Source organism: Sinorhizobium chiapasense, assembly GCF_036488675.1.
GTDB lineage: Bacteria > Pseudomonadota > Alphaproteobacteria > Rhizobiales > Rhizobiaceae > Sinorhizobium > Sinorhizobium chiapasense.
This window is the reverse complement of the sequence record NZ_CP133148.1, coordinates 1,555,725-1,577,971: the sequence shown is the minus strand read 5'-3', so window position 1 is coordinate 1,577,971 and position 22,247 is coordinate 1,555,725. Positions and strand designations below refer to the sequence as shown.

The window sequence follows — 22,247 nt, the reverse complement described above, 5'->3', positions numbered from 1 at the left end:
CTGTAGCTATCGGCCCTGTTTAGCCGATTGGTTCGCCGGAAGGAACGGGCGCGCGCGCATTTGTTACAGCCAGAAGAAGAGAAGCTCCTGAAGCGCGTCGATCGCGCGGCTGGTGAGCGTACCGACCTCGACAGCGCTGCCGGTCCTCACCGGGACCTCCAGCAACAACCGCTCGCCATTCCAGAGTTTGATGACGCCGACGTCCTGACCGGCGGCGACCGGCGCAGTCAGCGGCCATTTGTAAACGATGCGCGCGGTCAGCCGTTCAGCATTGTTGACCGGGAGAAGCACATCGATCGGCCCGCTCGCGACAAGCGCGACATGCGATGCCGCGCCACCATAGACGCTTGCTTCGCCGATGGTCTCCCCGTCGCCGAAAATGCGCCGTTTCTCGAAGGCGGACATCGCCCAATCGAGTACCCTGCGGCTTTCTTCCGTGCGTTCCTTGTCGCTTTCGAGCCCGCCCATGGCAAGATAGACGCGACGGTCGCCGCGCTGCATCGAGGCCGCCATCGAAAAGCCGAAACCTTCCGCAAATCCCGTAGCCAGCCCATCGACGCCGACATTGGCGGCGATCAGCGGGTTGCGATTGCGTTGAAGGATCTTGTTCCATTCAAATTCGGCTTGGGAATAGAGCCGGTAGAAATTCGGATGAGCCTCGCGCAGATGCCGCGCCAACGTCACCAGTTCCCGCATCGTCACCTTGTTGGCAGGATCCGGGAGACCGGTGGCGTTGTTGAAGGAAGCAACGGGCATGCCGAGTTCCCGCGCCCGCGCCGTCATGCGCTTGGCAAAGGCAGCTTCGCTGCCGGTCATGCCCTCCGCGAGGATGATGCAGGCATCGTTTGCCAGTTGTACGGTTGCGCCTTGAATGAGATCCGCGACGCGGATCCTCGACTTGATGGCGGCAAACATCGTGGAGGTTCCGGACGGTGCGCCCCCGGTCCGCCAGGCGTGCTCAGAGACCTCGTACGTCGTCTCTGGGCTCAGCTCGCCCTTGTCCAAGGCCTCAAAGACCACCTCCATCGCCATCAGCTTGGCAAGCGATGCCGGCGGCACGGGCTCGTGTTCGCCGCGCGCGAAGAGCACTGTGCCGGTCTCCCCATCGACGAGATAGATCTGTTTCGCCTTGGTATCGAATGCGGGCGTCTGGGCGACCGCATTTGTCGAGACGGTCGCCGCAAGAAAGGCCACGACCGCGAGCAACTTTATGCGCATGAGAAACTCCGGCTTCTTCATGGGCATAGCAGCGCGCACAAGTCTCTTCAACCGAAGTTAGCGCTAGACACCATCCCTGTAGTGGCGCTTTGCATAGGCGACGATGGAATCGGCCGTCAGCGGGTACGGATCGACCATGATCGCCTCGAAGGGCGAAGCCTTGTCGCTCACGCGGACTTCGACGTAGGCAGCGGCATAAGCCATGCTGCCGTCAGGCATCGGGATCAGCTCCGGCCGCTCGGTGGGGATCGGCCCGATCTCCGGGAGAGCAACAAATTCGCCGAAAGATTGAGGCATGGCGACTTGCGGCGCCGGCTCGGCCAGCGCCGTCACCGGGACGCCCGCATCCAGCATCGACCTCTGTGGGACCGGCACACTGGCGAGATCCGGCACCTGATTGCGGAACGGCTCGTTCGACGCAACCATGACACCGGTCGCGATCTGTCCCTCCGGCATCACGCCGGGGCTACGGTCACCCTTCTTGACGTAGGAGGCCATCAGATAGGGCATATCGTTGCCTTCGAGTGGCGCGCGGCCAACATATTGCACGCGTACCTTGGCACTGCCCTTACCCTTGATGTCCAGCATATCGGCTGTCTTTGAGGAGACATCGATGATGCGGCCGTACTCGTACGGGCCGCGGTCGTTCACGCGAACGATGACCGATGTGCCATTTTCCATATTGGTGACGCGTGCATAGCTCGGCAACGGGAAAGTTGGGTGCGCGGCGGACAAGTGATACTTGTCGTAGACTTCGCCATTCGCCGTCAGTCGCCCGTGAAAGGCGGAGCCATACCAGGAAGCGACGCCTGTCTTGTTGTAGCCGAAATCCTCCTTCGGCTGATACCACTTGCCCTTGACCTGATAGGCATTGCCAACCTGGTAGCGCCCACCCCCCTTCGGGATGTTCCGCCCGGTCGCGACCCGGGGACTCGCTTTGACGCCATAGACAGATTCGGCAAAGTATTCCTTGCTCCGCGCCTTGCTCGTCTTGACGCTCGACGCCGAACCACAGGCGGCAAGCGTCGCGCAAAGCAACGGAACCGCAGCAACACGTAGACCCCTCGAAAGAAGTGCTGCATCTCTACTAAAAATCATCTGTCCCCAATATCGTTCGCAAAGCCGTACTTCGAAAACATTCCGCTCTAGCCCCCGCGGAAAGCTCGGCGTCTCGAAACGAGACAGTCGATTAATCATGTCAGCAAGACGGCAAAATTGCGAACGGGGAGCCCGAAGCGAGGCAAAAATCTTCCGTTATGGTTTACAAAACGTATATCCCGTCCGCGAGGCCCGTCGTGGGGACATTGGCCTCTTCGCCGTACACCAGAAATTTTCCAAGCGCCGGGCACGTTAAACCTTGCAAAGACCTCGCGCTTCGCGCAATAACGCGCTGCCCGGAGGAGTGGCCGAGCGGTTTAAGGCACCGGTCTTGAAAACCGGCGTGCGTGAAAGCGTACCGTGGGTTCGAATCCCACCTCCTCCGCCATTCGTTTCTCTAAGTGACTGAATACGTTGCTCATCGCCGGGCAGGATGCAACTGTCCCTACTCTAAATCCTAGACACCACGGCCACTTTGTGTTTTCGGCTTAGTCGGCGCTGATGATGCCTATTCCCACCTGGATTCCGCGATACCAACAGCCTCAGGCCGCACGAAGTCATTGCGCTGGTTCGTATTTATTCTGAGCCGGGAAATGTTCGTCATCCTTTTGCTCGCCTGTTCAGCAGGACAGTCCGTTTCAGAAGGAACTGTTGAGAACGCCTGATTGCTCGTTTGCGCGATTGAAATCCTCTTCACTTTCGGGAAGGTTGCGCTCTACAAAATACGCAATCTATTGATGGGGTATAGTGTGGCTGAGATGATTGACGGTAACAAAGTGGCTGCGTCCGTGGTCACAAGCCTCGTGGCGAAGGCATTTAACAGTGTTAGCTCCAAGGCTACATCCGCTGCAAAAGATGCGTGGGCAAAGATATTTGAAGACTTCGAACCGTTCATGAAGGACGCATATCAGAAGAATGCTTTTGTCCGCCTACTATCCCAGAAGGAGAAAGATGTCGATTTGTACTCCGTTTACGTAAAATCTTCTTTCTTATGCGGAGATAAACAGGTTGAAGAAGATAAACTTATTTACACGATTGTTGAGGGTAAAAATGTTGTTATAAACGGCAATGGTGGAGCCGGAAAGACATTTTTTATGCGTCATCTTTGGTTAACATTATTCGAAGGAAACCACGAATACACTCCAATATTTATTGAGCTTAGGAAACTAAACGAACTGACAAGCATAGATCTGAAATCATTTATTAGAATATCGATATCGAGAAAAAAAGAGCTGAGTGACGACCTATTTTCTTACTTCTGCAATTCCGGACGCTTCTGCTTTATTCTGGATGGCTTTGATGAAATTGTTCACGGTCAAAGAGACTTGGTGCAAAGCCAAATTCTGCAACTGAGCAGCGATTTTCCCAAATGCAGATTCGTGGTTTCCAGCAGATATGAACGCAGATTCGCCGGGTGGCAGAACTTCGAGCTATACGAGTCGCAGCCCTTTGACTTGCCGAAAGTGAAGAAACTGGTTGGACTCGTTCCCTTCGATCCCGCGGCAAAGAAACTCTTCTTGAAGCAATTGGATGCGGAATTCTACGCCCAGAACAAGAGTTTCCTTTCAAATCCGCTCCTGGCCATCATGATGATGATGACCTTTAAGGAAAATATGGACATTCCTAGGCGGATGAACATTTTTTACGATCAGGCCTTCACGACCCTCTTCCAATGGCACGATGCAACAAAGGCATTCAATAGAGCGAAGACCCTTGATATCGATGAGTTCCAGCGCTCTTTTGGAATGTTCTGTCTGCTAAGCTATCACCAAGAGAAGTTCGAATTTACGAAATCAGAAGTGATAGACCTGATTAACAAGAGCAGCAAGATCTGCGGCATCACAAAAGAGTCTGAACTAATCCTGAAAGATTACGAAGAGACTGTAAACTTGCTTAAGCAAGAAGGTTTGAATTATATCTTTATCCACAGGTCATTTCAGGAATATTTCTGCGCCTACGCTCTGATGCGAATCATACCGGGAAAGTTTTCGGAAATATTCTCAGGAATACGCAAGCGGTACAACGACAATGTACTTCTAATGTGCTTTGAGATGAACAAAAATATCGTTTTGGACGAGTATGTGAGGCCTCTATACAAAAAGCTAAACGAACGCGGCACATTTAAACGTTCCGGCGCCGAAAAATTCGGCGTGCTAAGCAGTATTGATGTACTATACTTGGTACGCATTCGTAACGGCCTAAATAACGAGAGGGAACTTTTGTCAATGAGTTTCTCTGTTGATGAAGACATTGAAGAGCTACTCAATAATGTCAGCAGGTTAATGGGGTATAAAGCAAACACTCTTTATTATACCGGTTCAATACTATACCACCCTGAAATGTTCTCGGCGTTTCACGAAATCTCAAAGGCCATTGGTAAAGAGTGCGATCTAACTTGCAGCCTGCATTTCATGCCAAATGAGATTTCAGCCAGTGTGACTACTGAAGGCGAAGCTAGCGAAAACATAGTTGACGAAGTTCTCGCTGCTGTGAACAAGAAGCAGAACAAATTTGCCCCTCTTGAAGAACGTGTCGCGCAGGAGCTGGAAAAATTGCGCAAGTGGTGCAGCAAAGAGATTGACCAAAACAGTAAGCGGGGTATCCCTCCGGCGGGGACCGCCTTGCGAAGTTCCGCTTATCCCGTGAGTCTGCGCTCTTAAGAGTGGACTTAAGAGCGCACTGAGCAATTCATGGGACATGCAGTTTTGCTGACCGGACCAGAGCGGCGGCGGCGGTGGTCGTTGGAAGATCGCGCGCAGATACTGGCAGAGGCTTTCGCCCCAGGCGCGGTTGTTTCCGAAGTTGCACGCCGCTTCGAGGTTTCGACCGGCCTGATTTACACATGGCGGCGGCAGGCTTTGGTCCAAGAGGCCGAGCCCGCCTTTGTGCCGGCAAAGCTCGTTGACTCTGCCAGCAGTGACGCAGTCGAATTGGCCATGGCGGTGGACTTCCCGAACGGCGTCAAGGTGAGAATTGGCTCAGCAGCGCCATGCGACCTGGCAGCCGCGATCATGCGGGCGCTCAAATGATCCCGATCAGTTCCGGGGTGCGGGTGTGGATCGCGAGCGGTCACTGCGACATGCGCAAGGGCATGCAGGGTCTGGCTCTGCTGGTGCAGGAGGGCCTCGGTCGCGATCCGTTTAAGGGCGACGTCTTCGTCTTTCGCGGTCGTAGCGGCCGACTGATAAAAGCCCTTTGGCATGATGGGATCGGCCTATCGTTGTATGCGAAACGGCTCGAGCGCGGCCGCTTCATCTGGCCGGCGACGGAGAGTGGCGCAATCGCGCTGACCGCCGGTCAGATGTCCTATCTGCTGGAGGGGATTGATTGGCGAAATCCGCAGCAGACATGGCGGCCGACGAGTGCCGGGTGAGCCGCCCGAACGCGAATATTCCGGGGCAAGTCCTTTGAAACACTAGGCAAATCAGGACTTCTGTGATTCACTTCGGGCATGGAAAACAGCCCTGATTTGCTTCCCGACGATGTTGCCGCCCTGCGGGCAGAGCTCATCGCGGTACGCGCCAAGGGCGCACAGATCGAGGCTGAACTTGCCGTTGCCAAGGCCAAGGCGTCGGAGGATCTTGCCGTCATTGCCCGGCAGAAGCTGCGCATCGAAAAGCTCGAGCGGCAGCTCTATGGCCCGAAGGCAGAGCGTCGCGCCCGGCTGATCGATCAGATGGAGTTCCAACTGGCAGAGTTGGAGATGGCGGTGACCGAGGACGAACTCGCGGCCGAAATGGCGGTCGCGGCCACCGTCAATGTCGCCGGCTTTACCCGCAGCCGGCCGGCGAAGAAGTCTTTCCCCGATCATCTTCCGCGCGAACGCGTCGTCGTGCCCGGTCCCGTGAGCTGCCAATGCTGTGGCGGCGACCGACTGCGCAAGCTGGGTGAGGACATCACCGAGACCCTCGAGGTCATTCCGCGCCAATGGAAAGTGATCCAGACGGTGCGCGAGAAGTTCACCTGCCGCGATTGCGAGAAGATCAGCCAAGCTCCGGCCCCTTTCCATGCCATCCCGCGCGGATGGGCCGGCCCCAATCTCCTGGCGATGATCCTGTTCGACAAGTTCGGCCAGCATCTGCCGCTCAATCGTCAGGTCGAGCGCTTCGAACGCGAAGGCGTTTCCCTCAGCCTGTCGACGGTGGCCGATAGCATCGGCGCATGCTGTGCCGTACTCGATCCGATCATCAAACGGATCGAGGCCCATACGTTTGGGGCAGATCGATTGCACGGCGACGACACGACGGTCCCGGTTCTGGCGGCAGGAAAGACCGATATCGCCCGAAGTTGGGTCTATGTCCGCGACGATCGACCGTTCGGCGGCACAGCCGCACCGTCGGCGATGTTCTACTATTCCCGTGATCGCGCGGGCGAGCACCCGCAGGCGCATCTTGCCGGCTATAGCGGCATTCTGCAGGCGGACGCCTATACCGGCTACACCAAACTCTATCTTCCGGATCGACGGCCAGGCCCGATAACGGAAGCAGCCTGCTGGGTCCATGCGAGGCGGCCCTTTTTTGCGATGGCCGACGTCGAGGCGAATGCGCGCCGAAAAGCGCAGGGCAAGAAGGCGGCCGTCATCTCGCCGATCGCGCTGGAAATGGTGGAGCGGATCGATGCCCTGTTCGACATCGAGCGCGAGATCAACGGTCAGAGCGTGGAGCTCCGCAAGGCCGCTCGTCAGGATCGGAGCCTGCCTCTGGTCCTCGAGCTGGAAGCATGGATGAAGGCTCAGCGTGCCAAGCTGTCTCGCAACGATGATCTCGCCAAGGCCTTCGATTACCTGCTGAAACGCTGGCCTGCCTTCACCCTCTTCCTCGACGACGGGCGTGTCTGTCTGTCGAACAATGCCGCCGAACGCGCCCTGCGCGGCATAGCCTTGGGCAGGAAATCCTGGTTGTTCGCCGGATCGGACCGCGGTGGCCAGCGCGCCGCCGCTATGTACAGCTTGATTGTCTCGGCCAAGATGAACGACGTCGATCCGCAAGCCTGGCTCGCCGACGTGCTTCACCGCATTGCCGGTTATCCCGCGCATCGGCTCGATGAGCTCCTGCCCTGGAACTGGAAGAGCGCGTCGCCAGTGGCGCACAAGCTGGCAGCCTGAAGATGCCGGCTTCTCTGGTCCGCCTGAAGATCACCCTCGACCACGTCGAACCGACGGTGATGCGGCGCGTTGTGGTGCCGTTCCGCATCAAGCTCCATCGCCTTCATGAGGTGCTGCAGGCGGCGATGGGCTGGAGCAACAGCCACCTTTACGAATTCCGCATCCGCGACGTCGGCTTTGGTCTGCCTGATCAGGACTGGGGAGATGGCCCGCTCGATGCGCGCAAGATCTCGCTGCTGGCGGCAGTCGAAGACATCGGCGCGAAATCGTTCAAGTACCTTTACGACTTCGGCGACGGCTGGACGCACAGCATCAAGATCGAGCGCACGTTCCCCGTCATCGGCCCTGCGGAGCCAATGCTTCTCGAAGCAGCCGGACGTTGCCCTCCCGAGGACATCGGCGGGCCATGGGGCTATCAGGAGTTCCGCGAGGCTCTCGCCGATCCGACCCACGAGCGGCACGCCGAGCTCGTCGAATGGTGGGGCAGCAACGAATACGATCCGGACCAGGGCAACTTCGCCGAGCTCAACAAAGCCGTCGATGATCTGGCGGCAAAGTGGGCCCGCAAATCACGCCGAAAAATCTGAAAGTCCTTCAGCCTGCGGTCTTTGCCGGATGCTTACTAAGCGGGAAAAATCACTCGACGCTATCCTTGGTCTGTGAGCGAGACATAAGAACCCACGTAAGTTCGTGCAATGTTGAGCTATCTTCGCGCTCCCTGATCCCTTGAGCGACGGATGCTGCAGCCTTTCATCATCCGTCCAGGCGCGATATTCGACGCCAACCACGAGTGCCGGCTCGGACCCTCTGGTCCCCAACCGGTTTTCCGGGGGTGCCCCTCACGCCCGGAACATTCCCGGAAAACCACCCAGAACACCTGAAGTAGCCTGACATTTGCACCCACAGTGCACCCACAGAGTACGACGTCTATAGGCCCCTCACACAACTTTATCTTGCCAGCCTTCAAGGCCAATCTGAGCCGACGCTCCGGATCGCCTCTAGGGGTACTGATTTCCAATCGGCCGCCAGGTTTCGGCCTCACGTGCAACCCACCCTTCACCCAGTCGAAGCGTGGGAGAGAACGCCCTTACTAGCGGCTCGACGAGTGTAGCAACAACGACTGGCCAATCCTCCAATAGTTGCACCGACGGCCATTCCCCCTGGCCTATGACGCTTTCTGTTCGCGAAGTTTGGCCAGGCCTCCAATCTCTATCGGGGTGGGACAGGCTCCGTCCCTTTAGACCTGTCCATTCGCATCGGAAGCTAATTGAAAGTGGGGTGGTAAAGCGCTCGCTATAAGCCTGCGCGTGACGAACCAACTCTCCGACTTCGCGCGCGGCGACATTCAGGCTGAATAGTTCCCGATCGTCCCATCCTGGCATTCCCCACGAGTCGGACCGATACGCTCTGATGGTCGTTGCGCGACCGTCACCAGACAGTCTCCAAAAATCCGTGATGCTAAAGTCCGCGTCCAAGAGGAGGTTTGCCTCAAGAAATTGCTCTTGGTCACCGATATTGCCGTCGCTCGTGAAGTAAGGACTTATGGGCCGACGATCGAAAGGGAAGAAGATGCTCCAGCCGGTGTTGACGCGGTCTCGCATCTCATAGTTAACCTGACGTGCTACTTCCAATAAGCTATCAGGTGGAAGCCGTTCTTCATTGTCAGTGGCGATCAAGTAGCTTAGATGAACGCTGTTCTCCAGAATGCTATCCCTTACCGCCGACTCTTTCAGGGCACGCTCATAAGCAGATCGTGCGGCCTGATGCCACTTCGCGAGGCGATCAGAGATCGTCGCTGAGGGGGATTGCGGCGTAAGTACATTGTTGATGGCGCCTAGTAGCGTGTTCCGGTCGTGCAGCACGCACCGACGAATCACCGGCTGCCACTCTAAGGGGCTCAAGATTGGAGCACTTTCGGGCCCGACCTTCCGTATATAATAGGTGCCGACCGAGACCCCTTCTGGCTTACCATTCTTTTCTGGGCCACTCGCCTTAACGCATACCGGGACAGCACCGTGAGGCGGGACGGTTATCACGACATGCTCGTTGCCTGCTGATGAAACAGCAATATTAACAATACATTCCGGGGAGGGGTCGAGGTATTTTCGAGATATTGAGCCTATAGCGTCTCGGCTGTAGAGGCTCTTCAAAAAGGGATTGGGGCCGGAGGGCGCGAGATCCGTGTCACGGAAACCGAAGATAATCCTACCTCCTCCAGTATTCGCCAGGGCAGCAACATGGCGGGCGAGCTTTGCGCGCTGAACATTTTCGCTCAGATCCAACCAGTCCTTGTATTCAGCAGTCAGCGTTTCATAGGGATTGTTTACCAGTTCCTGAATCTCGTCCACGTTTGCCCTCGCCCGTATTTACCAAGGGTAGGCTACGCGTGGTTGTGATCCCGCTCAAGCTGTAGTTTCTGCCTGCCCACTGGAACCAACCGACTGACGGTGTGCAGTGTTATAGTGCAAGTTGTACTGCAGCTTCCCCGGCCATATCGTTTGGGGCGATTGCTCTCTTGCTGCGCTCACATCGCCCTGCTCTTCGGCGCTTTTTTCGGCATTGACTATGCTAATCGTAAAGCCGAACCGCGAACGGAAGAAGCTAACGAGATTATCAAGCGCCTGCTTCGCCTCGGTCGCGTCCCTGTATGCCCGTTTGATCAGTTCGCGGGCAATCTGCTCAGCCTCGAAGATTGCTACAGAGAGCGGGCTGTCCTTTTTGACCTCGAATTCGCTCCTCCCTAACTCAGGATCAAATTGGATACTGTGCGTCAACTGCTTTACTGTTTCTCTTGAGGCAGCATAATACTCCCAAACCGGAATAATACTGTTATGAATATTGTCTAATGAAAGCACCAGGTTAAATAAATCGTCGTTTCTCAATGACAGAAGCATGGACATTTCATCGGGAGAAAACTCGACCGCCGAAGGGAGATTTGCGAGCGGAAGCAGGTATCCCGATGGCTGCGTTGAACTCCCATGCAGTGCTTTTAGTGTTTCGACGTGACGCCGAATGTGTTCAAGACTGTTGTGAATCTTAATTACCTTGAACAGCAAGGAGTAAGCTAGGGACTTCTCAGCCTGCAGCCGCTCATTGTCGCGTTCGTTCCGTGCCTCTTTCAGTGATTTGACCTGAATCCAATAGGCGATCAGGCCACCTACCACAGCGCCGGCGATTGCCGACCAAAACTCTGATCCTGGCGTCCTCAAAATCTCCCACAGTCTTACTGCGGTGTTTTCTATAGCTTGTTGCAGGGCCAACCAATCCACGCTGGCCCACCATTCATCGAAATAATTGAGTAGCCCCTGCCCGGTGCTCTCACGGGATATTTCAGTTTCTGACAACGTACGAGATCCTGCGTTAATGGGATTCCCGTATCTGCTTGTCGCAGTGTTTACAACCAAAAGCCGACCAATCGATATCTCTACGACCTAGTGACCACCGCGGCGCCCTAGCCGGTCGGGCCGCCTCAGCATTGCGCCGAGCTCGAATACCTCAACACCTTCTTCTAGTTTCGATCGATGGGACTTAAGTCCGGCATAGATCGGCCAAAGGTCCTGCGGGCCTTCAATTACGGAACGATGCGCCGAATATACTTGTTAAAGGATGGGTCGCTGTCACTAGCGATCCTCACGGAGGCTGCCGGTCCGATCAGGGCCGGCAATTAGCGATGTCAGCTCCTCCAACTCTTGGGCTGGCATCGCGCTTTCTGCTCCCGGGACTCCACCGACTACCAGTGCATTTAAGGCGACCACGACCACCCTACCGCATGGACGGCGGTCATTTGGTGGTCGCCCTTCAGCCAAACTGCATCAATAGTACGGGGAAATGCACTGCTGACGCGGCCCATAGTAGGGCTGGAATGTGTTGTCGTAGGCACTATACGAACGGTAGCGCGAGTAGCACCAGTCAACGTGGGCCGAGTTTGAGTTCGAGTAGACCGGACGCGATGGCGACGCAATCGCTCCGCCGATAATCAGTCCTGTTCCAAACGCTGCCAGTGGATACCACCATCCGTCATTGTGCCGATGGTAGCCATGTCGATAGGATCGATAACCTCGATAGCCATTGTAGTAGCCGTAGCGCGGACCGGCGCTGTATCGCGGGCCGCCATACCTACCATACCCACGCGCGTGCTTCGGGCCGCCACGGTGGCCGGGCTTGTGGTGGACCAAGTCCACGCCCTGAGCGCTCAAATCCGGCGCCGGAACCATCGAAACAGGCAGCGCCTGGGCCGGGGCCGCGCCGGCAAATGCCGTAGCAGCCGCGATTAACAATGCACCAATCTTCTTCATCAACATAACCATACTGTTTTGCATCCGTGGATTCATCAGTTTCGTTTTCTTCGCTACCGCGCGGCCCGAGACAAGCAAAAGGCCCGGCGACCGCGGCCTGCCGAGCCCGGATTACGTTGCTTGGGACATCGAGCCGCTGGGACTCGCTCTTGGGATTTCGCGATGTCGCTGGTGGCTCTGATCCCTCGCGATGCCTCCTCGCGTAATCGATAGCGATATTGCCACGATAGCAAACGGTTACCCACGGACTAAAGTCCGATACAGATAGGCAAAGGTCCCAACCGCCTTTGGGCGCGGAACCATACATCGGGCACAGCGTTTGAACTCCGCCGCTGTTAGCGATCCTCCCGCAGGAGGATGCCGGTCTCAGACCGGAACCGGCAAGAGCGATGTTGGCCGCAGCAAACCCCGCTGGCATCGCTCACCCGCCCGCTTAGAGGTTATGGATGCGGGACGCTTTCGTTCTCAGTTTCATCGTCCTGATTGTAGCTCTCACGACCTTTGTGCTCGTGACGCTCACTGTATCGGGCTAGGCGTTGCGCTCAGCGGATCTGCGAATATGCCAGAAAGCAGAACGAGGAATTCGAGCGGAAGGTGTCCGACAGAGACGAATAGAGCTGCAGAGGGTGTCGGTCCCTGCAGCTCCGATCGCGACGTATTCTTCGTGTAGCTTGGGGCTTACTCGCCCTGTTCCATCCAAGGGAACCGCTTCGAACGTCGCCTATCAATTGATATAGGGGCGGCGCGGATGGATTCAAGCGGCGCAACGTAGACTCCAACCTCACCTTCGCTTCTATGAAGCAAGGTAAGCGCACTCGGAAAAGTCGAATTCAGTTCAGTACCGAGACAGCGACCTTGTTGGATGAATGCAGCATCAGGCTGTCACTTAGCGGCCCGCTGCCGTCTGTCTTTTTCAGTCGGCGCCATGAACGCGACGCAAGCCACACCGCCACCCCGCACCTGGGAGGTGGAGATCGTGGCAGACGGACAGCGTTGATGCGTAGCGGACTAAAGCACACGATTCACCTCGATACTGAACGTGAACAAGTCTTTATTTTCAAGTCCTTACCAATTTTCTGTCCGTTCTACGTTCGCACGGTGCTGCGCATGTAGCGCAGCCGTGCCCATGCGGTGCCTGACCGCCGACGCAACGGTTTGCGCGTGCGCGAACGCTCCTTATCCGCTATCTGCGCTACAAATCGCCCTCCTAGAAAAAATATATGGGAAATTAAATAGATAGGAGGAGACAAGCTATGGCGCGGAATGCGCTACAACTGCGCGACAACGTGCTGCGATGCGCAACAAACCAGCCGGGCGTGACTGATTCAGAAACGCTAGATCTTATGGCAGACTACGCCTCCCCCCCCTCCAAGGCGAAAGGAGATAAGTGCAATGGACGGGCTCGAATATTTGACCGTCGAGCAGATCGCCACGCGGCTCGGAATCCAGCGGCGGCAGGTAATGAACCTTGCGGCGAAACACCACTGGCCGCGCCGGCGACTCTACGGAAAAAGGATGGTCTATGGAGTAACCACCGTGCTTCTCGACGATCGCGGCGACGGTCGCCGCCGGCCTATCGAAGCCGACTCCAGGCTCGAATGACGAATGGCACCGAGGAACGAGATTTGCGGCGGCAGAAAGCGGACGCAGCGCGGCGGCGGGAACTCGAACGTCGAAGGAAGGGCTAAAGCGGGAAATGCACCGAAAAGGCGACCCACCTAACATCCAACGAGACTTTCGCGATTGCCTGTGCGGCCGGATCGCCTCTAGCGCGAACCATGAGGCTAACCGCTCAACACATTGAATAAACTTACATACAGCGCCAATGCAGGCGCGGCTAAGGGTTCCTCAAACGAGAAGCAACCCTCGAACGTCAGCTCTCGTCACTGTCGCGCCGCCGCCGAACCTGGATTCCCGACGCCATCGCCTGAGCGCTTGGATTTTTCGCACCTGGCCTGCGATAAGACTTGCGACCAAGCCGCAGGACTTGCGGATAGGTCGCATAGAGCCGATCGAAGAAATCGCCCCGTTTCAATGGCGGCTCACTAAGGAACACCTCTGGCAATGCCTTGTTTCTCTCGTAGACAAAGCTTTCATAACTCGCGTAAAGATCGGCCTCGGCCTCCCTGAAATTGTCGCCAAACTCGCACCGTTCTGTGATCCAGGCATGTAACGGATTTTGTGTGTCGAAATACCTTCCCGTCTCATCCTCGATACCCTCAGCAACGTGGAGCCGGAAGCCGTTATCGCGGAACATTTCCCAGCCGTCGAAAAGCCACCGCACTATGTCCGCCGCTTCGTTACCCAAAATCCCCTTATCGATGCAGTCGCCCAGAATCTTGCTTTCCAGTTGGGTATCGATCGCGCCCGGCATCCCCCGGAACGGCAGCACGAGCATGCGGCGGCGCATACCACGATCGGTTGTAGCGATCGAGGGGATCGTATTGCCAGCAAAAATTACTTTTGCCTGCGGCCGAAAGCCTGCCGGGTTCGTGAACAGCGATCGCGCAACGATCGGATCGCCGCCGACCAGCGCTTTTAGAAACCCCTGATCGAATTGGTTTTCCTTGCCACTTTCGGACACTGTCACCAGGCGCGCGCCGCGCAGGCGCGCCCGATCCGCTGAATAGCCGTTGCCGTGCGATCCGGTCGTAAAGGTGCTTATGTCGGCACCGATCGCATAGGGTCCGAGGATGCGGTAAAGAATGTTGAGCAACAGCGTTTTGCCGTTGCCGCCGGGGCCGATCAGGAACAAAAACGCGTGCTCGGTGGTGAGCCCGCTCAAAGCGTAGCCGCAAAACATCTGCAACGAACGGATCACCGATTCATCGCCCCCAGTCGCCGTCGCCAATAGCCCGCGGAACAACGGGCAGAAATCCGGCGGGTAGACCAGCCGTGGCGGCTCGTTAGTCGCGTCCGCTGCATCGAGCTCAGCACAATTCACCTCCGGATCGCTGGAGAAGTGGCGACGCTCAGGAATAAGCACCGGACGTTTCGACGATCCAACCGGCAATTGTTTGGTCATCATTTCCGAGCGGATCGGGAGATCGCTTTCGTAACCGTCGCGGCCAAGCCTGTAGAGGTTTACCACGCCGCCAGGAATGCCAACCAGCACCGGATTGCCGTCCCACACATCAACGCCGGCCAAATCCTCTTGGCGCGGCCTAATGTCCGGTCGCTGCGGTCCACGATACGGCGGGTAGGCTTTGCAGACGGGTCGCAACGCCTTTTCGACTTTGCCGCGAAACTCAGGTGAGCATGCCGCAACCCGCTTTGAGCCGACGAATTTTTCCGTCAGACGCCACAGCGCAATGTCCAGCACCTTTGCGAATCTGAGGTTGCGCGCATCGTCGCGTATCCAAATCTCACCGCTCCAGAGATACCAGCGCTCGTGTTCTGAGTCGTACACGGCCGACCCCTTGAGCGCTGCCCGGATGCGGCTCGCAAAATCGAAGGGCGACGTCGATTCCTTTCCCGGATCGATCGGCGGCAACTGGTCGACAAGCATTAGAACCCGATCGCTCTCGTCTATCTCGAAGAAATCAGGTGCGTGTTCGGTTGCTTCCCGCGGCTCCTTCTTCCTCTTCCCCTGTGTGTCGAGCTTCTCCACGACCCGCGCAATGAAGCGTTCTATGTCGGGTTCCTCGGCCCCTCGGGTCATAGCTGCCGCCCTCCATAGAGGTCGGCGAAGTCGGTTCCTGGCGTGTCTGGCTCGCGCACATAGGCGTCGCAGCCGGCTCGTAGCCACCTGCGGCATCCCTTCATCGCCGCTTTGAAACCAACCCGCGAAGTGTCATTGTCGGCGGCAAAAAGAACCCGCTCTACCCCTGCAACCGGCTCGATAAGCTTCAGAAAGGTCGCGCCGCCGACAGCCCAGATTGGCCTATAACTCCCGTCGTGGGTCTGCCCATAGGGTGAATTTAGCAGTGCAAGCCCGGTTTCGAGCCCCTCGCAAATGACGAGCTCAGACCCCGGCCGACCGAGCATCATGGCCGAGCCGGCGACCAGGCCGACCGCCATTTTCAACTTGTGACCGGTCGCCGATCGCACCGCCGAGCCGTCCGGATGCAATGCGATCCTCTGGACGGCACGAATCTCAAAAGACGGCGGATGGCGAAACGGCATGATAAGGCAAGGCCGCGTCTCCCCCGCGATACGGCAATGCGACAGAAATCGCAAATCGGTCAGCGCGCTTTCGGGTGTCGACAGCCCCCGGCCACGCAGATAGCTCTCAGCTGGCGTCCCTTGCCACGGCCGAGCCTGCATGTAGAGCTTGCGCGCCGCCTCTATCTTCTGGGCTCCATCCTTTGGGAAGATCGCTCCCAGATGCGGCTTCGGTGCGGCGCTGACGGCGGGGGGCGCTGCGAGCTCGCGCGCAAGCCACTCGGTTGCTCGATCCTTATCTAGCCCGTGCATATGCATAACCAACTCGCGCAGGCCACCGCCGCATTGCGCGACGAAGTCGTACCAAGCACCGGTTCGCGGATTTAGGGATAGCGACAGGTTCTTGCGCCATCTGAGCTCGCCCGACACAGCAACCGGCGCTTGCCCCATGATCTTTTCGCCAAGTTCGGCCGCATGCTCCTTCGCCACCTCCAGAACCCTCGCTTGCCAGACCGAAAACGGCAGGCTCTGGTCATTGTTCCCGGCCATCGCCCTTTGCCCGACTTGAGGCGCTCATGGGCCCCTCTAGATGGAACAGCGCCCGTTGCATGGCATGGCGGCAACCCTGCAACGAAGATTCCCGTAGTCCGTTCCGGAGTGCGCGAGCGGCAACGAGCCGAATAGCGGAAAGCCCGTCGCGCTCACGCTCGCTCTCGGCAAGCTTTTCAACTACAGCGATTTTCTCGGCCTGTAGATCGGCATTGCGGACAAAAAGGCGGTCCAGATCATTCTGCGCAACATCGAGCAAGGCGTGCTGCGTCTCCTCCCGCTGCAATCCAGTGGCGTTACGCTGCAGGGGACTTCTAACCGCAATCGTCGTTTTACCAATGGAGAAGACCCGATTGGAATTCTTCCGAGAAATGGTCACCATGTGAACTCCTCCGTCGGAGGTGCCGCGGCACACATCTCGCCGCGGCTGTCGTGTTGCAAAACGCATCCATAAGCGCAGCTTTAACACCTGCAACGCGCGCCAACAGGTGCCGCGTTGCTTCATTTGGTTCATCACTCCCGGCCGCAAAAATAGCTGCTGCCTAGGTGTCTGGATGGTCCACCGTTTGGTCACCTTCCGGTGAGGACGTTCTATTCTGGGATTTCAGCCGCTCGCGGTCTTTGATGCGCGACCGCATCCAATCCTGCAATTCTCCAAGGACATAAGCGACACGTCGCCCCACGAGAGGAACTGGCTCAGGAAAGCTCCCTGTCTGTCTCAGATTCCAAATGGTTGCCCTAGACAAACCGACCATCGCGCAAGCCTCGCGCTGAGGCACCAAAACGAGGCGTTCACGTTCTTCGCCGGCAGCCACGGCACTACTGTCAGCTCTTTTCGCCATTGTCGTCATCCAGATCTGTTTTGGATCGTCCAACGATAAACAGGTAAGTCTGACGTCGTCAGTAATATTCGGGTTCAGAATTCTCAGAATTAATTAAGGACCGTTCCCTGGCTTTCTGATATCGCCTTTCCAGCCGCCAGTTCCGGAACATGCGACAGGCGGTAGATCGGGAAACTCCATATAAAGCCCTGACACGCGCGATATTTGCCTCGAACTTCCGGTCGGGAACAAAAAGCTCATCAATTTTCTGCGGCTTAGGGCCACGCTTCTTGGGAGCCTCGATTAATTTTAGTTTGACTCCCATTAAGGCCGCCGCGTGGTGGTTGACCCTCAGGCACGTCATAATACTTTGAAGCTTCTCGTCCGGCGTCCCCTGGTCAAACACAAGGAGTGCCATTGCCAAATCGACTTTCTGCCGCTCTTCGGGCGGAAGGTCCGCGTAGAACTTCTCCCAAGTCTTCAGCGTCGCACGTCGATGTCCTGTTCGCGCACGTAGCTTTGCCCGACTTTGTTTCCCGCTGGACGGCGCAAGCATGGCTGCGCCGCTTCGCGGTGCCGCGCCCTCGTTGGCCTGGATGAGTTGCGCCACCCGATCGACCTTCTGCCGCTTTTCGGGCGGAAGGTCTGCGTAGAAGTCTTCCCAGGTCTCAAGGGTCTCTGGTCGATGGCCTGCTCGCGCCCGTAGCTCTGCTCGACGCTGTTTCGCGCTGGACAGCCCAACCTCGCTTTCGCCGGCTCTTAAGGCCACACCCTCGCTAGCCCGGATGAGTTGCGCCACCTGATCGACCTTCTGCCGCTCCTCGGGCGGAAAATTTGCGTAGAATTCTTCCCAGGTCTCAAGCGCCTCTGGTCGATGGCCTGCTCGCGCCCGTAGCTCTGCTCGACGTTGTTTCGCGCTGGACAGCCCAAGCTCACTTTCGCCGGTTTTCGGTGCCGCGCGCTCGCTAGCCTCAATGAGTTGCGCCACTCGATCGACCTTCTGCCGCTCTTCGGGCCGGAGGTCTGTGTAGAACTGTTCCCAGATGTTCATCCTTCCCGTCCCGCCTCAGTAGCATACTGTCCCCAGGCCCCGAGTAGCTCGCGCCGCTTGTCGATTGCCTGTTCGCGTCGGTAGCTACGCTCGACCTTGTTCCCCACAAGGTGACTCAAACATTCTTCCGCCGTTTCGCGATGATGCGCGGTCTTATTGCCCGCCCAATCGCGAAACGAAGAGCGAAAGCCGTGGGTCGTGCATTGAACGTTCAGCCGCCGCAAGACTGCCGTCATCGCCATGTTGCTCAACGGCTTATCTTCATCACCCGATCTGAACACAAAGCCGCTGGAATCTTCCGCGTGCACCCTCGCGATGATCGCCAGCATCCCTTCAGTCAGCGGAACGACATGATCTTTTCCGGTTTTCATTCGGGAAGCAGGAACGACCCACAATTTTCGCTCCAGGTCAAATTCAGACCATCGGGCCCCGAGTGTTTCGCTTGTTCTGGCGGCAGACAGAATAGTGAATTCTAAGGCCCGCGCTCCGGCACCTGCTGTCATTCGCAGGCGCTTCATGAAATCCGGCACGTCATCGTAGTGCATCGCGCGATGATGTCCGCGCACCAATTCTTGCTTGCGAGCGAGAACGTGGTCGAGATTACCCTTCCAACGGGCGGGATTTTCGCCCTCCCTCAATCCCCTCACCTTCGCGAAATCCAATACCCTCTCAATTCGACCGCGAAGTCGCTTGGCAGTTTCGGGCTTCTTGAGCCAGATCGGCTGCAAGACCTCAAGAACATCTTCAACCTGAATGGTGGCCACGCGCTTTCCTCTGAGCGCGGCAGCATCTACCTGTAGCGTTGTCTCCCATTGCCGAGCGTGGATCGCCGACTTCCACGCGGGTTTCTCCTTTTCGATATATTCGTCCGCGCATTTGCCGAACGTCGGACCCTTATCCTTCCGACGTTGTGCCTTCGGATCAATACCATTAGCAATCATTTCATGAATCGCGTCAGCCTTCCTGCGCGCGACAGCCAATGAGACACGGCCCGCCTTTCCTTTGCCGGTGAAAGAGCCCAGTCCCAAGTCGGTTTGTTTCCCCCCGCTCTTCCACCTGAATATCCATGAAGCCACACCCTTCTTAGATACCCGCAGGTGCAGATTGTTCCCAAAGCAGGGATAGGCTGGGTACCTGGGGTGTTCAGAATTGAGCAGCGATTTTGCCTGGAGATCAGTGCTGTAAATCATGAATCGAAGATTGGCTCCGCATAGGCTGACAGACAAATTGTCCCTAGCGATTTCCCTAGCACAATCTCAAGACTGCTGCAAACAAAGGTGAACCTACGTCAACGAAACAGGCTATATGCTTCAGTGCTAACGTGCTGAAATTATTTAACCTATTTACCGCAATCGACCTCACCGAACATCAGAAGACGACGATCGCCAGTAGTCTGAAACGGACACCTCCTCCGCCATCAGACCTTCCCAAGCCCCATCGACATCCGATTAGCCTTGAACACGAGGACTTTTCCGGATTCTGTATTTCACACCGCCTCCCACCGTCAGTCACCTAATCCCTCAAAAAGCAAGTAGCCCGACCGGTCCGCCGCCCCGGCAGCGCTCTATAAGATTGCAATCACCATCTATGACTGATAGATGGTGATTGCCATATATCGTTGAGCACATTTTGCAGGAGTTAGCCGTGAGAGTCAGCCGCGCTCAGGCGGACGAGAACCGCCGAACGGTCATTGACGTTGCAAGTCGCCTCTTTCGGGAGCGCGGTTTTGACGGCATTGGCCTGAATGACCTGATGAAAGGCGCCGGCCTTACACAAGGCGGCTTCTATAAGCAGTTCCAATCCAAGGACGATCTCGTCGTTCAGGCGTCTGCCAAGGCCCTTGAGAACGGCGCAGCGACTTGGGCCGCGGTCGTCGCCAAGGCAGCCCGAAAACCGCTTCGCGCTCTCGTTCGCTTTTATCTCTCCGAGCGGCATTGCCACGCGAAAGCGGAAGGGTGCGCCTTGGCCGCGCTTGGTCCCGATGCTGCCCGCCGCAGCCCCGCCCTACGTCAGGCTTTTGAGACTGGAATCAAGAACCATCTCGACATTCTCGACGGTCTGCTTTCGCCTACTCCAGGCGAAAATGTTCGAGACCGGTCGATCGTCGCGCTCTCGACCATGGTGGGTGCGCTGGTCCTCTCGCGGGCCGTGGACGACGAGCGGTTGTCAAAACGGATCCTGCAGGCCGCCGCAGATGGCATGCTTCTGGAAAGGGCCGACGACGGTGCTCCGCATGGCTCGGTCCAATGACGGGCAGTCCGACAAGACCTTCATCGCTCCAGCCGGAAGGGGCCATGCATGTCCAACCTATCCGATCCCATCGTCATCGTATCCGCCGTTCGGTCGCCGCTTGGTCGCTTCATGGGAGATCTTGCGCCGATAGAGGCGAGTGCGCTCGGCGCCCATGTCATCCGCGCCGCCCTCGAACGCGCGCGTCTCGCCCCCGAACGGGCAGACGAGGTGCTCATGGGCTGCGTGCTTCCCGCGGGCCAGGGGCAGGCCCCAGCCCGCCAGGCCGCGCGCGGTGCCGGACTGCCCGACGCAGTCGGCGCCACCACGATCAATAAAGTCTGCGGCTCGGGCATCAAGGCGACCATGCTCGCGCATGATCTCATTCGCGCCGGATCAGCAGGTATCGTCGTCGCCGGCGGCATGGAGTCGATGTCGAACGCGCCGGAGGAAATTGTTGCTGATCTCGGCTGCAAGGTCGGCGGAGTCGTGCCTTCCCGAACGGATGATCCCACAGCCGGCTTTGACCCAGATCGGATCGTTCCTCCGAAGGATCAACGCAAGATGGACCGTTTTATCCTCTTCGCTCTGGCAGCGGCGGAGGAGGCGATCGAGCAGTCTGGCTGGAAATCCGCAACGGCGCGCGAAAAGCACCGAACGGCCACGGTGATTGCGTCCGGTATCGGCGGATTTCCGGCTATTTCAGAGGCAGTGCGCACGGCGGACCAGCGCGGCGTGCGGCGGCTGTCGCCCTTCACGATCCCCTCGTTTCTCGTGAATCTCGCCGCTGGTCAGGTCTCGATCCGCTACGGCTTCAAAGGACCAATAGGCGCACCGGTGACGGCCTGTGCCGCGGGCGTCCAGGCGATTGGCGACGCCGCGCGACTTATCCGGGCAGGCGAGGCGGACATTGCCGTCTGTGGCGGGGCGGAAGCTTGCATCAACACCGTCAGCCTGGGCGGCTTCGCGGCGGCACGCTCCTTGTCGACGGGCTTCAACGAGAGGCCCCACCGTGCCTCCCGGCCCTTCGATGCCGACCGTGACGGCTTCGTCATGGGTGAAGGCGCCGGTGTCATTGTGATAGAGGCGCTCGACCACGCCCTTGCGAGAGGGGCCGTACCCATCGCAGAACTGGTCGGCTATGGCACGACGGCCGATGCCCACCACATCACGTCCGGTCCGGAGGATGGCGCCGGAGCTCGGCGCGCCATGGAACTCGCCATCGCGCAGGCGGGTATCCAGCCAAGCGACATTGGCCACCTCAATGCTCATGCGACCTCGACGCCGGTCGGTGACAGGGGTGAAATAGTGGCAATCAAATCGGTCTTTGGCGGCGACGGCGGAATCGCCGTCAGCGCGACGAAATCCGCGACCGGACATTTGCTTGGGGCAGCGGGAGGTCTGGAAGCGATCTTCACCTTACTTGCTTTACGCGATCAGATCGCTCCTCCGACCCTGAACCTTGAAACACCCGATCCCGCTGCAGATGGAATAGACTTTGTCGCTGCGCGAGCACGGGAAATGTCGTGTGAATATGCCATCTCAAACGGATTTGGTTTTGGTGGCGTAAATGCCAGCATTCTGCTCCGCCGGTGGATCGGTTGATCGGAACACGGAGCTTGCATTCCGGTGCTTTCTTGCCAAGTCCAGATCCCCCGCCTCGGCGACTTCCGGGCATGCGGGCCGATGATGAAATCACGCCTCCCGCAGTCCATGAAAGCCCCCGGATGACGGCCTCGGAAGCAGTATTGCAAGCGCAACGGCCATATTGAGCGGCG

Annotated in this window: 19 protein-coding genes and 1 tRNA gene; 9 read left to right on the top strand and 11 right to left on the bottom strand. The window is 57.6% G+C overall.

Going from position 1 to position 22,247, the window contains the following annotated elements; translation table 11 throughout:
* Positions 1-63: 63 nt before the first annotated feature.
* Positions 64-1,218: a D-alanyl-D-alanine carboxypeptidase family protein gene (locus RB548_RS07625; RefSeq protein ID WP_331374334.1), complete on the bottom strand. Its 1,155-nt coding sequence runs from the start codon at positions 1,216-1,218 to the stop codon at positions 64-66.
* A gap of 63 nt (positions 1,219-1,281) precedes the next feature.
* On the bottom strand, positions 1,282-2,316 hold the full coding sequence (locus RB548_RS07620) for a septal ring lytic transglycosylase RlpA family protein (protein WP_331374333.1): 1,035 nt from the start codon (positions 2,314-2,316) through the stop codon (positions 1,282-1,284).
* A 298-nt stretch (positions 2,317-2,614) separates the two neighbouring features.
* On the opposite strand from RB548_RS07620, the gene RB548_RS07615 reads away from it, so the two are divergent.
* From RB548_RS07615 to RB548_RS07590, 6 genes are all read left to right on the top strand, one after another.
* Positions 2,615-2,704, top strand: a tRNA-Ser gene (locus RB548_RS07615).
* Positions 2,705-3,074: 370 nt separating this feature from the next.
* The gene (locus RB548_RS07610; RefSeq protein WP_331374912.1) at positions 3,075-4,976 is read left to right on the top strand and encodes an NACHT domain-containing protein; all 1,902 of its coding nucleotides are present in this window, start codon (positions 3,075-3,077) and stop codon (positions 4,974-4,976) included.
* Positions 4,977-5,006: 30 nt separating this feature from the next.
* Entirely contained in the window at positions 5,007-5,345 is a 339-nt protein-coding gene (gene tnpA, locus RB548_RS07605; protein WP_331372417.1) for an IS66-like element accessory protein TnpA, read from the top strand.
* Positions 5,342-5,689 (top strand): IS66 family insertion sequence element accessory protein TnpB, encoded by a 348-nt coding sequence (gene tnpB / locus RB548_RS07600; RefSeq protein WP_041414013.1) that lies wholly within the window; start codon positions 5,342-5,344, stop codon positions 5,687-5,689. Before tnpA ends, tnpB begins: the two co-directional genes overlap by 4 nt.
* Before the next feature lie 78 nt (positions 5,690-5,767).
* The gene (gene tnpC / locus RB548_RS07595; RefSeq protein WP_331372418.1) at positions 5,768-7,420 is read left to right on the top strand and encodes an IS66 family transposase; all 1,653 of its coding nucleotides are present in this window, start codon (positions 5,768-5,770) and stop codon (positions 7,418-7,420) included.
* Between the two features lie 2 nt (positions 7,421-7,422).
* Positions 7,423-8,007 (top strand): plasmid pRiA4b ORF-3 family protein, encoded by a 585-nt coding sequence (locus RB548_RS07590; protein WP_331372419.1) that lies wholly within the window; start codon positions 7,423-7,425, stop codon positions 8,005-8,007.
* Positions 8,008-8,418: 411 nt separating this feature from the next.
* Here RB548_RS07590 and RB548_RS07585 read toward each other — a convergent pair whose 3' ends face one another.
* The 3 genes from RB548_RS07585 to RB548_RS07575 all read right to left on the bottom strand — a co-directional run bounded on the left by RB548_RS07585 (position 8,419) and on the right by RB548_RS07575 (position 11,715).
* Positions 8,419-9,768, bottom strand: coding sequence for an AlbA family DNA-binding domain-containing protein (locus tag RB548_RS07585; RefSeq protein ID WP_331374332.1), 1,350 nt, complete (start codon positions 9,766-9,768; stop codon positions 8,419-8,421).
* A 54-nt stretch (positions 9,769-9,822) separates the two neighbouring features.
* On the bottom strand, positions 9,823-10,764 hold the full coding sequence (locus RB548_RS07580) for a hypothetical protein (protein WP_331374331.1): 942 nt from the start codon (positions 10,762-10,764) through the stop codon (positions 9,823-9,825).
* Positions 10,765-11,232: 468 nt separating this feature from the next.
* Positions 11,233-11,715 carry a BA14K family protein gene (locus RB548_RS07575; protein ID WP_331374911.1) on the bottom strand — a complete coding sequence of 161 codons (483 nt, stop codon included), beginning with the start codon at positions 11,713-11,715 and terminating at the stop codon, positions 11,233-11,235.
* Between the two features lie 1,392 nt (positions 11,716-13,107).
* On the opposite strand from RB548_RS07575, the gene RB548_RS07570 reads away from it, so the two are divergent.
* On the top strand, positions 13,108-13,317 hold the full coding sequence (locus RB548_RS07570; protein WP_331374330.1) for a hypothetical protein: 210 nt from the start codon (positions 13,108-13,110) through the stop codon (positions 13,315-13,317).
* A 271-nt stretch (positions 13,318-13,588) separates the two neighbouring features.
* Here the strand turns inward: RB548_RS07570 and RB548_RS07565 are convergent, their stop codons facing one another.
* The 6 genes from RB548_RS07565 to RB548_RS07545 all read right to left on the bottom strand — a co-directional run bounded on the left by RB548_RS07565 (position 13,589) and on the right by RB548_RS07545 (position 19,430).
* The gene (locus RB548_RS07565; RefSeq protein ID WP_331374329.1) at positions 13,589-15,376 is read right to left on the bottom strand and encodes a DNA primase family protein; all 1,788 of its coding nucleotides are present in this window, start codon (positions 15,374-15,376) and stop codon (positions 13,589-13,591) included.
* A complete protein-coding gene (locus RB548_RS07560) occupies positions 15,373-16,368 on the bottom strand; it encodes a DUF7146 domain-containing protein (RefSeq protein ID WP_331374328.1) in 996 nt (331 codons plus the stop codon). Before RB548_RS07560 ends, RB548_RS07565 begins: the two co-directional genes overlap by 4 nt.
* Complete coding sequence (locus RB548_RS07555; protein WP_331374327.1) at positions 16,352-16,750, bottom strand: hypothetical protein; 399 nt, start codon at positions 16,748-16,750, stop codon at positions 16,352-16,354. The genes RB548_RS07560 and RB548_RS07555 overlap by 17 nt, the downstream gene beginning before the upstream one ends.
* A gap of 160 nt (positions 16,751-16,910) precedes the next feature.
* A complete protein-coding gene (locus RB548_RS32140) occupies positions 16,911-17,123 on the bottom strand; it encodes a helix-turn-helix transcriptional regulator (RefSeq protein WP_408642414.1) in 213 nt (70 codons plus the stop codon).
* Between the two features lie 145 nt (positions 17,124-17,268).
* A complete protein-coding gene (locus RB548_RS07550) occupies positions 17,269-18,240 on the bottom strand; it encodes a hypothetical protein (protein ID WP_331374326.1) in 972 nt (323 codons plus the stop codon).
* A complete protein-coding gene (locus RB548_RS07545; RefSeq protein WP_331374325.1) occupies positions 18,237-19,430 on the bottom strand; it encodes a tyrosine-type recombinase/integrase in 1,194 nt (397 codons plus the stop codon). The genes RB548_RS07550 and RB548_RS07545 overlap by 4 nt, the downstream gene beginning before the upstream one ends.
* A gap of 454 nt (positions 19,431-19,884) precedes the next feature.
* On the opposite strand from RB548_RS07545, the gene RB548_RS07540 reads away from it, so the two are divergent.
* Together RB548_RS07540 and RB548_RS07535 are read left to right on the top strand one after the other, a co-directional pair.
* On the top strand, positions 19,885-20,490 hold the full coding sequence (locus tag RB548_RS07540) for a TetR/AcrR family transcriptional regulator (RefSeq protein WP_331374324.1): 606 nt from the start codon (positions 19,885-19,887) through the stop codon (positions 20,488-20,490).
* Between the two features lie 48 nt (positions 20,491-20,538).
* Positions 20,539-22,074: a beta-ketoacyl-ACP synthase gene (locus RB548_RS07535; protein ID WP_331374323.1), complete on the top strand. Its 1,536-nt coding sequence runs from the start codon at positions 20,539-20,541 to the stop codon at positions 22,072-22,074.
* Positions 22,075-22,247 lie beyond the last annotated feature (173 nt).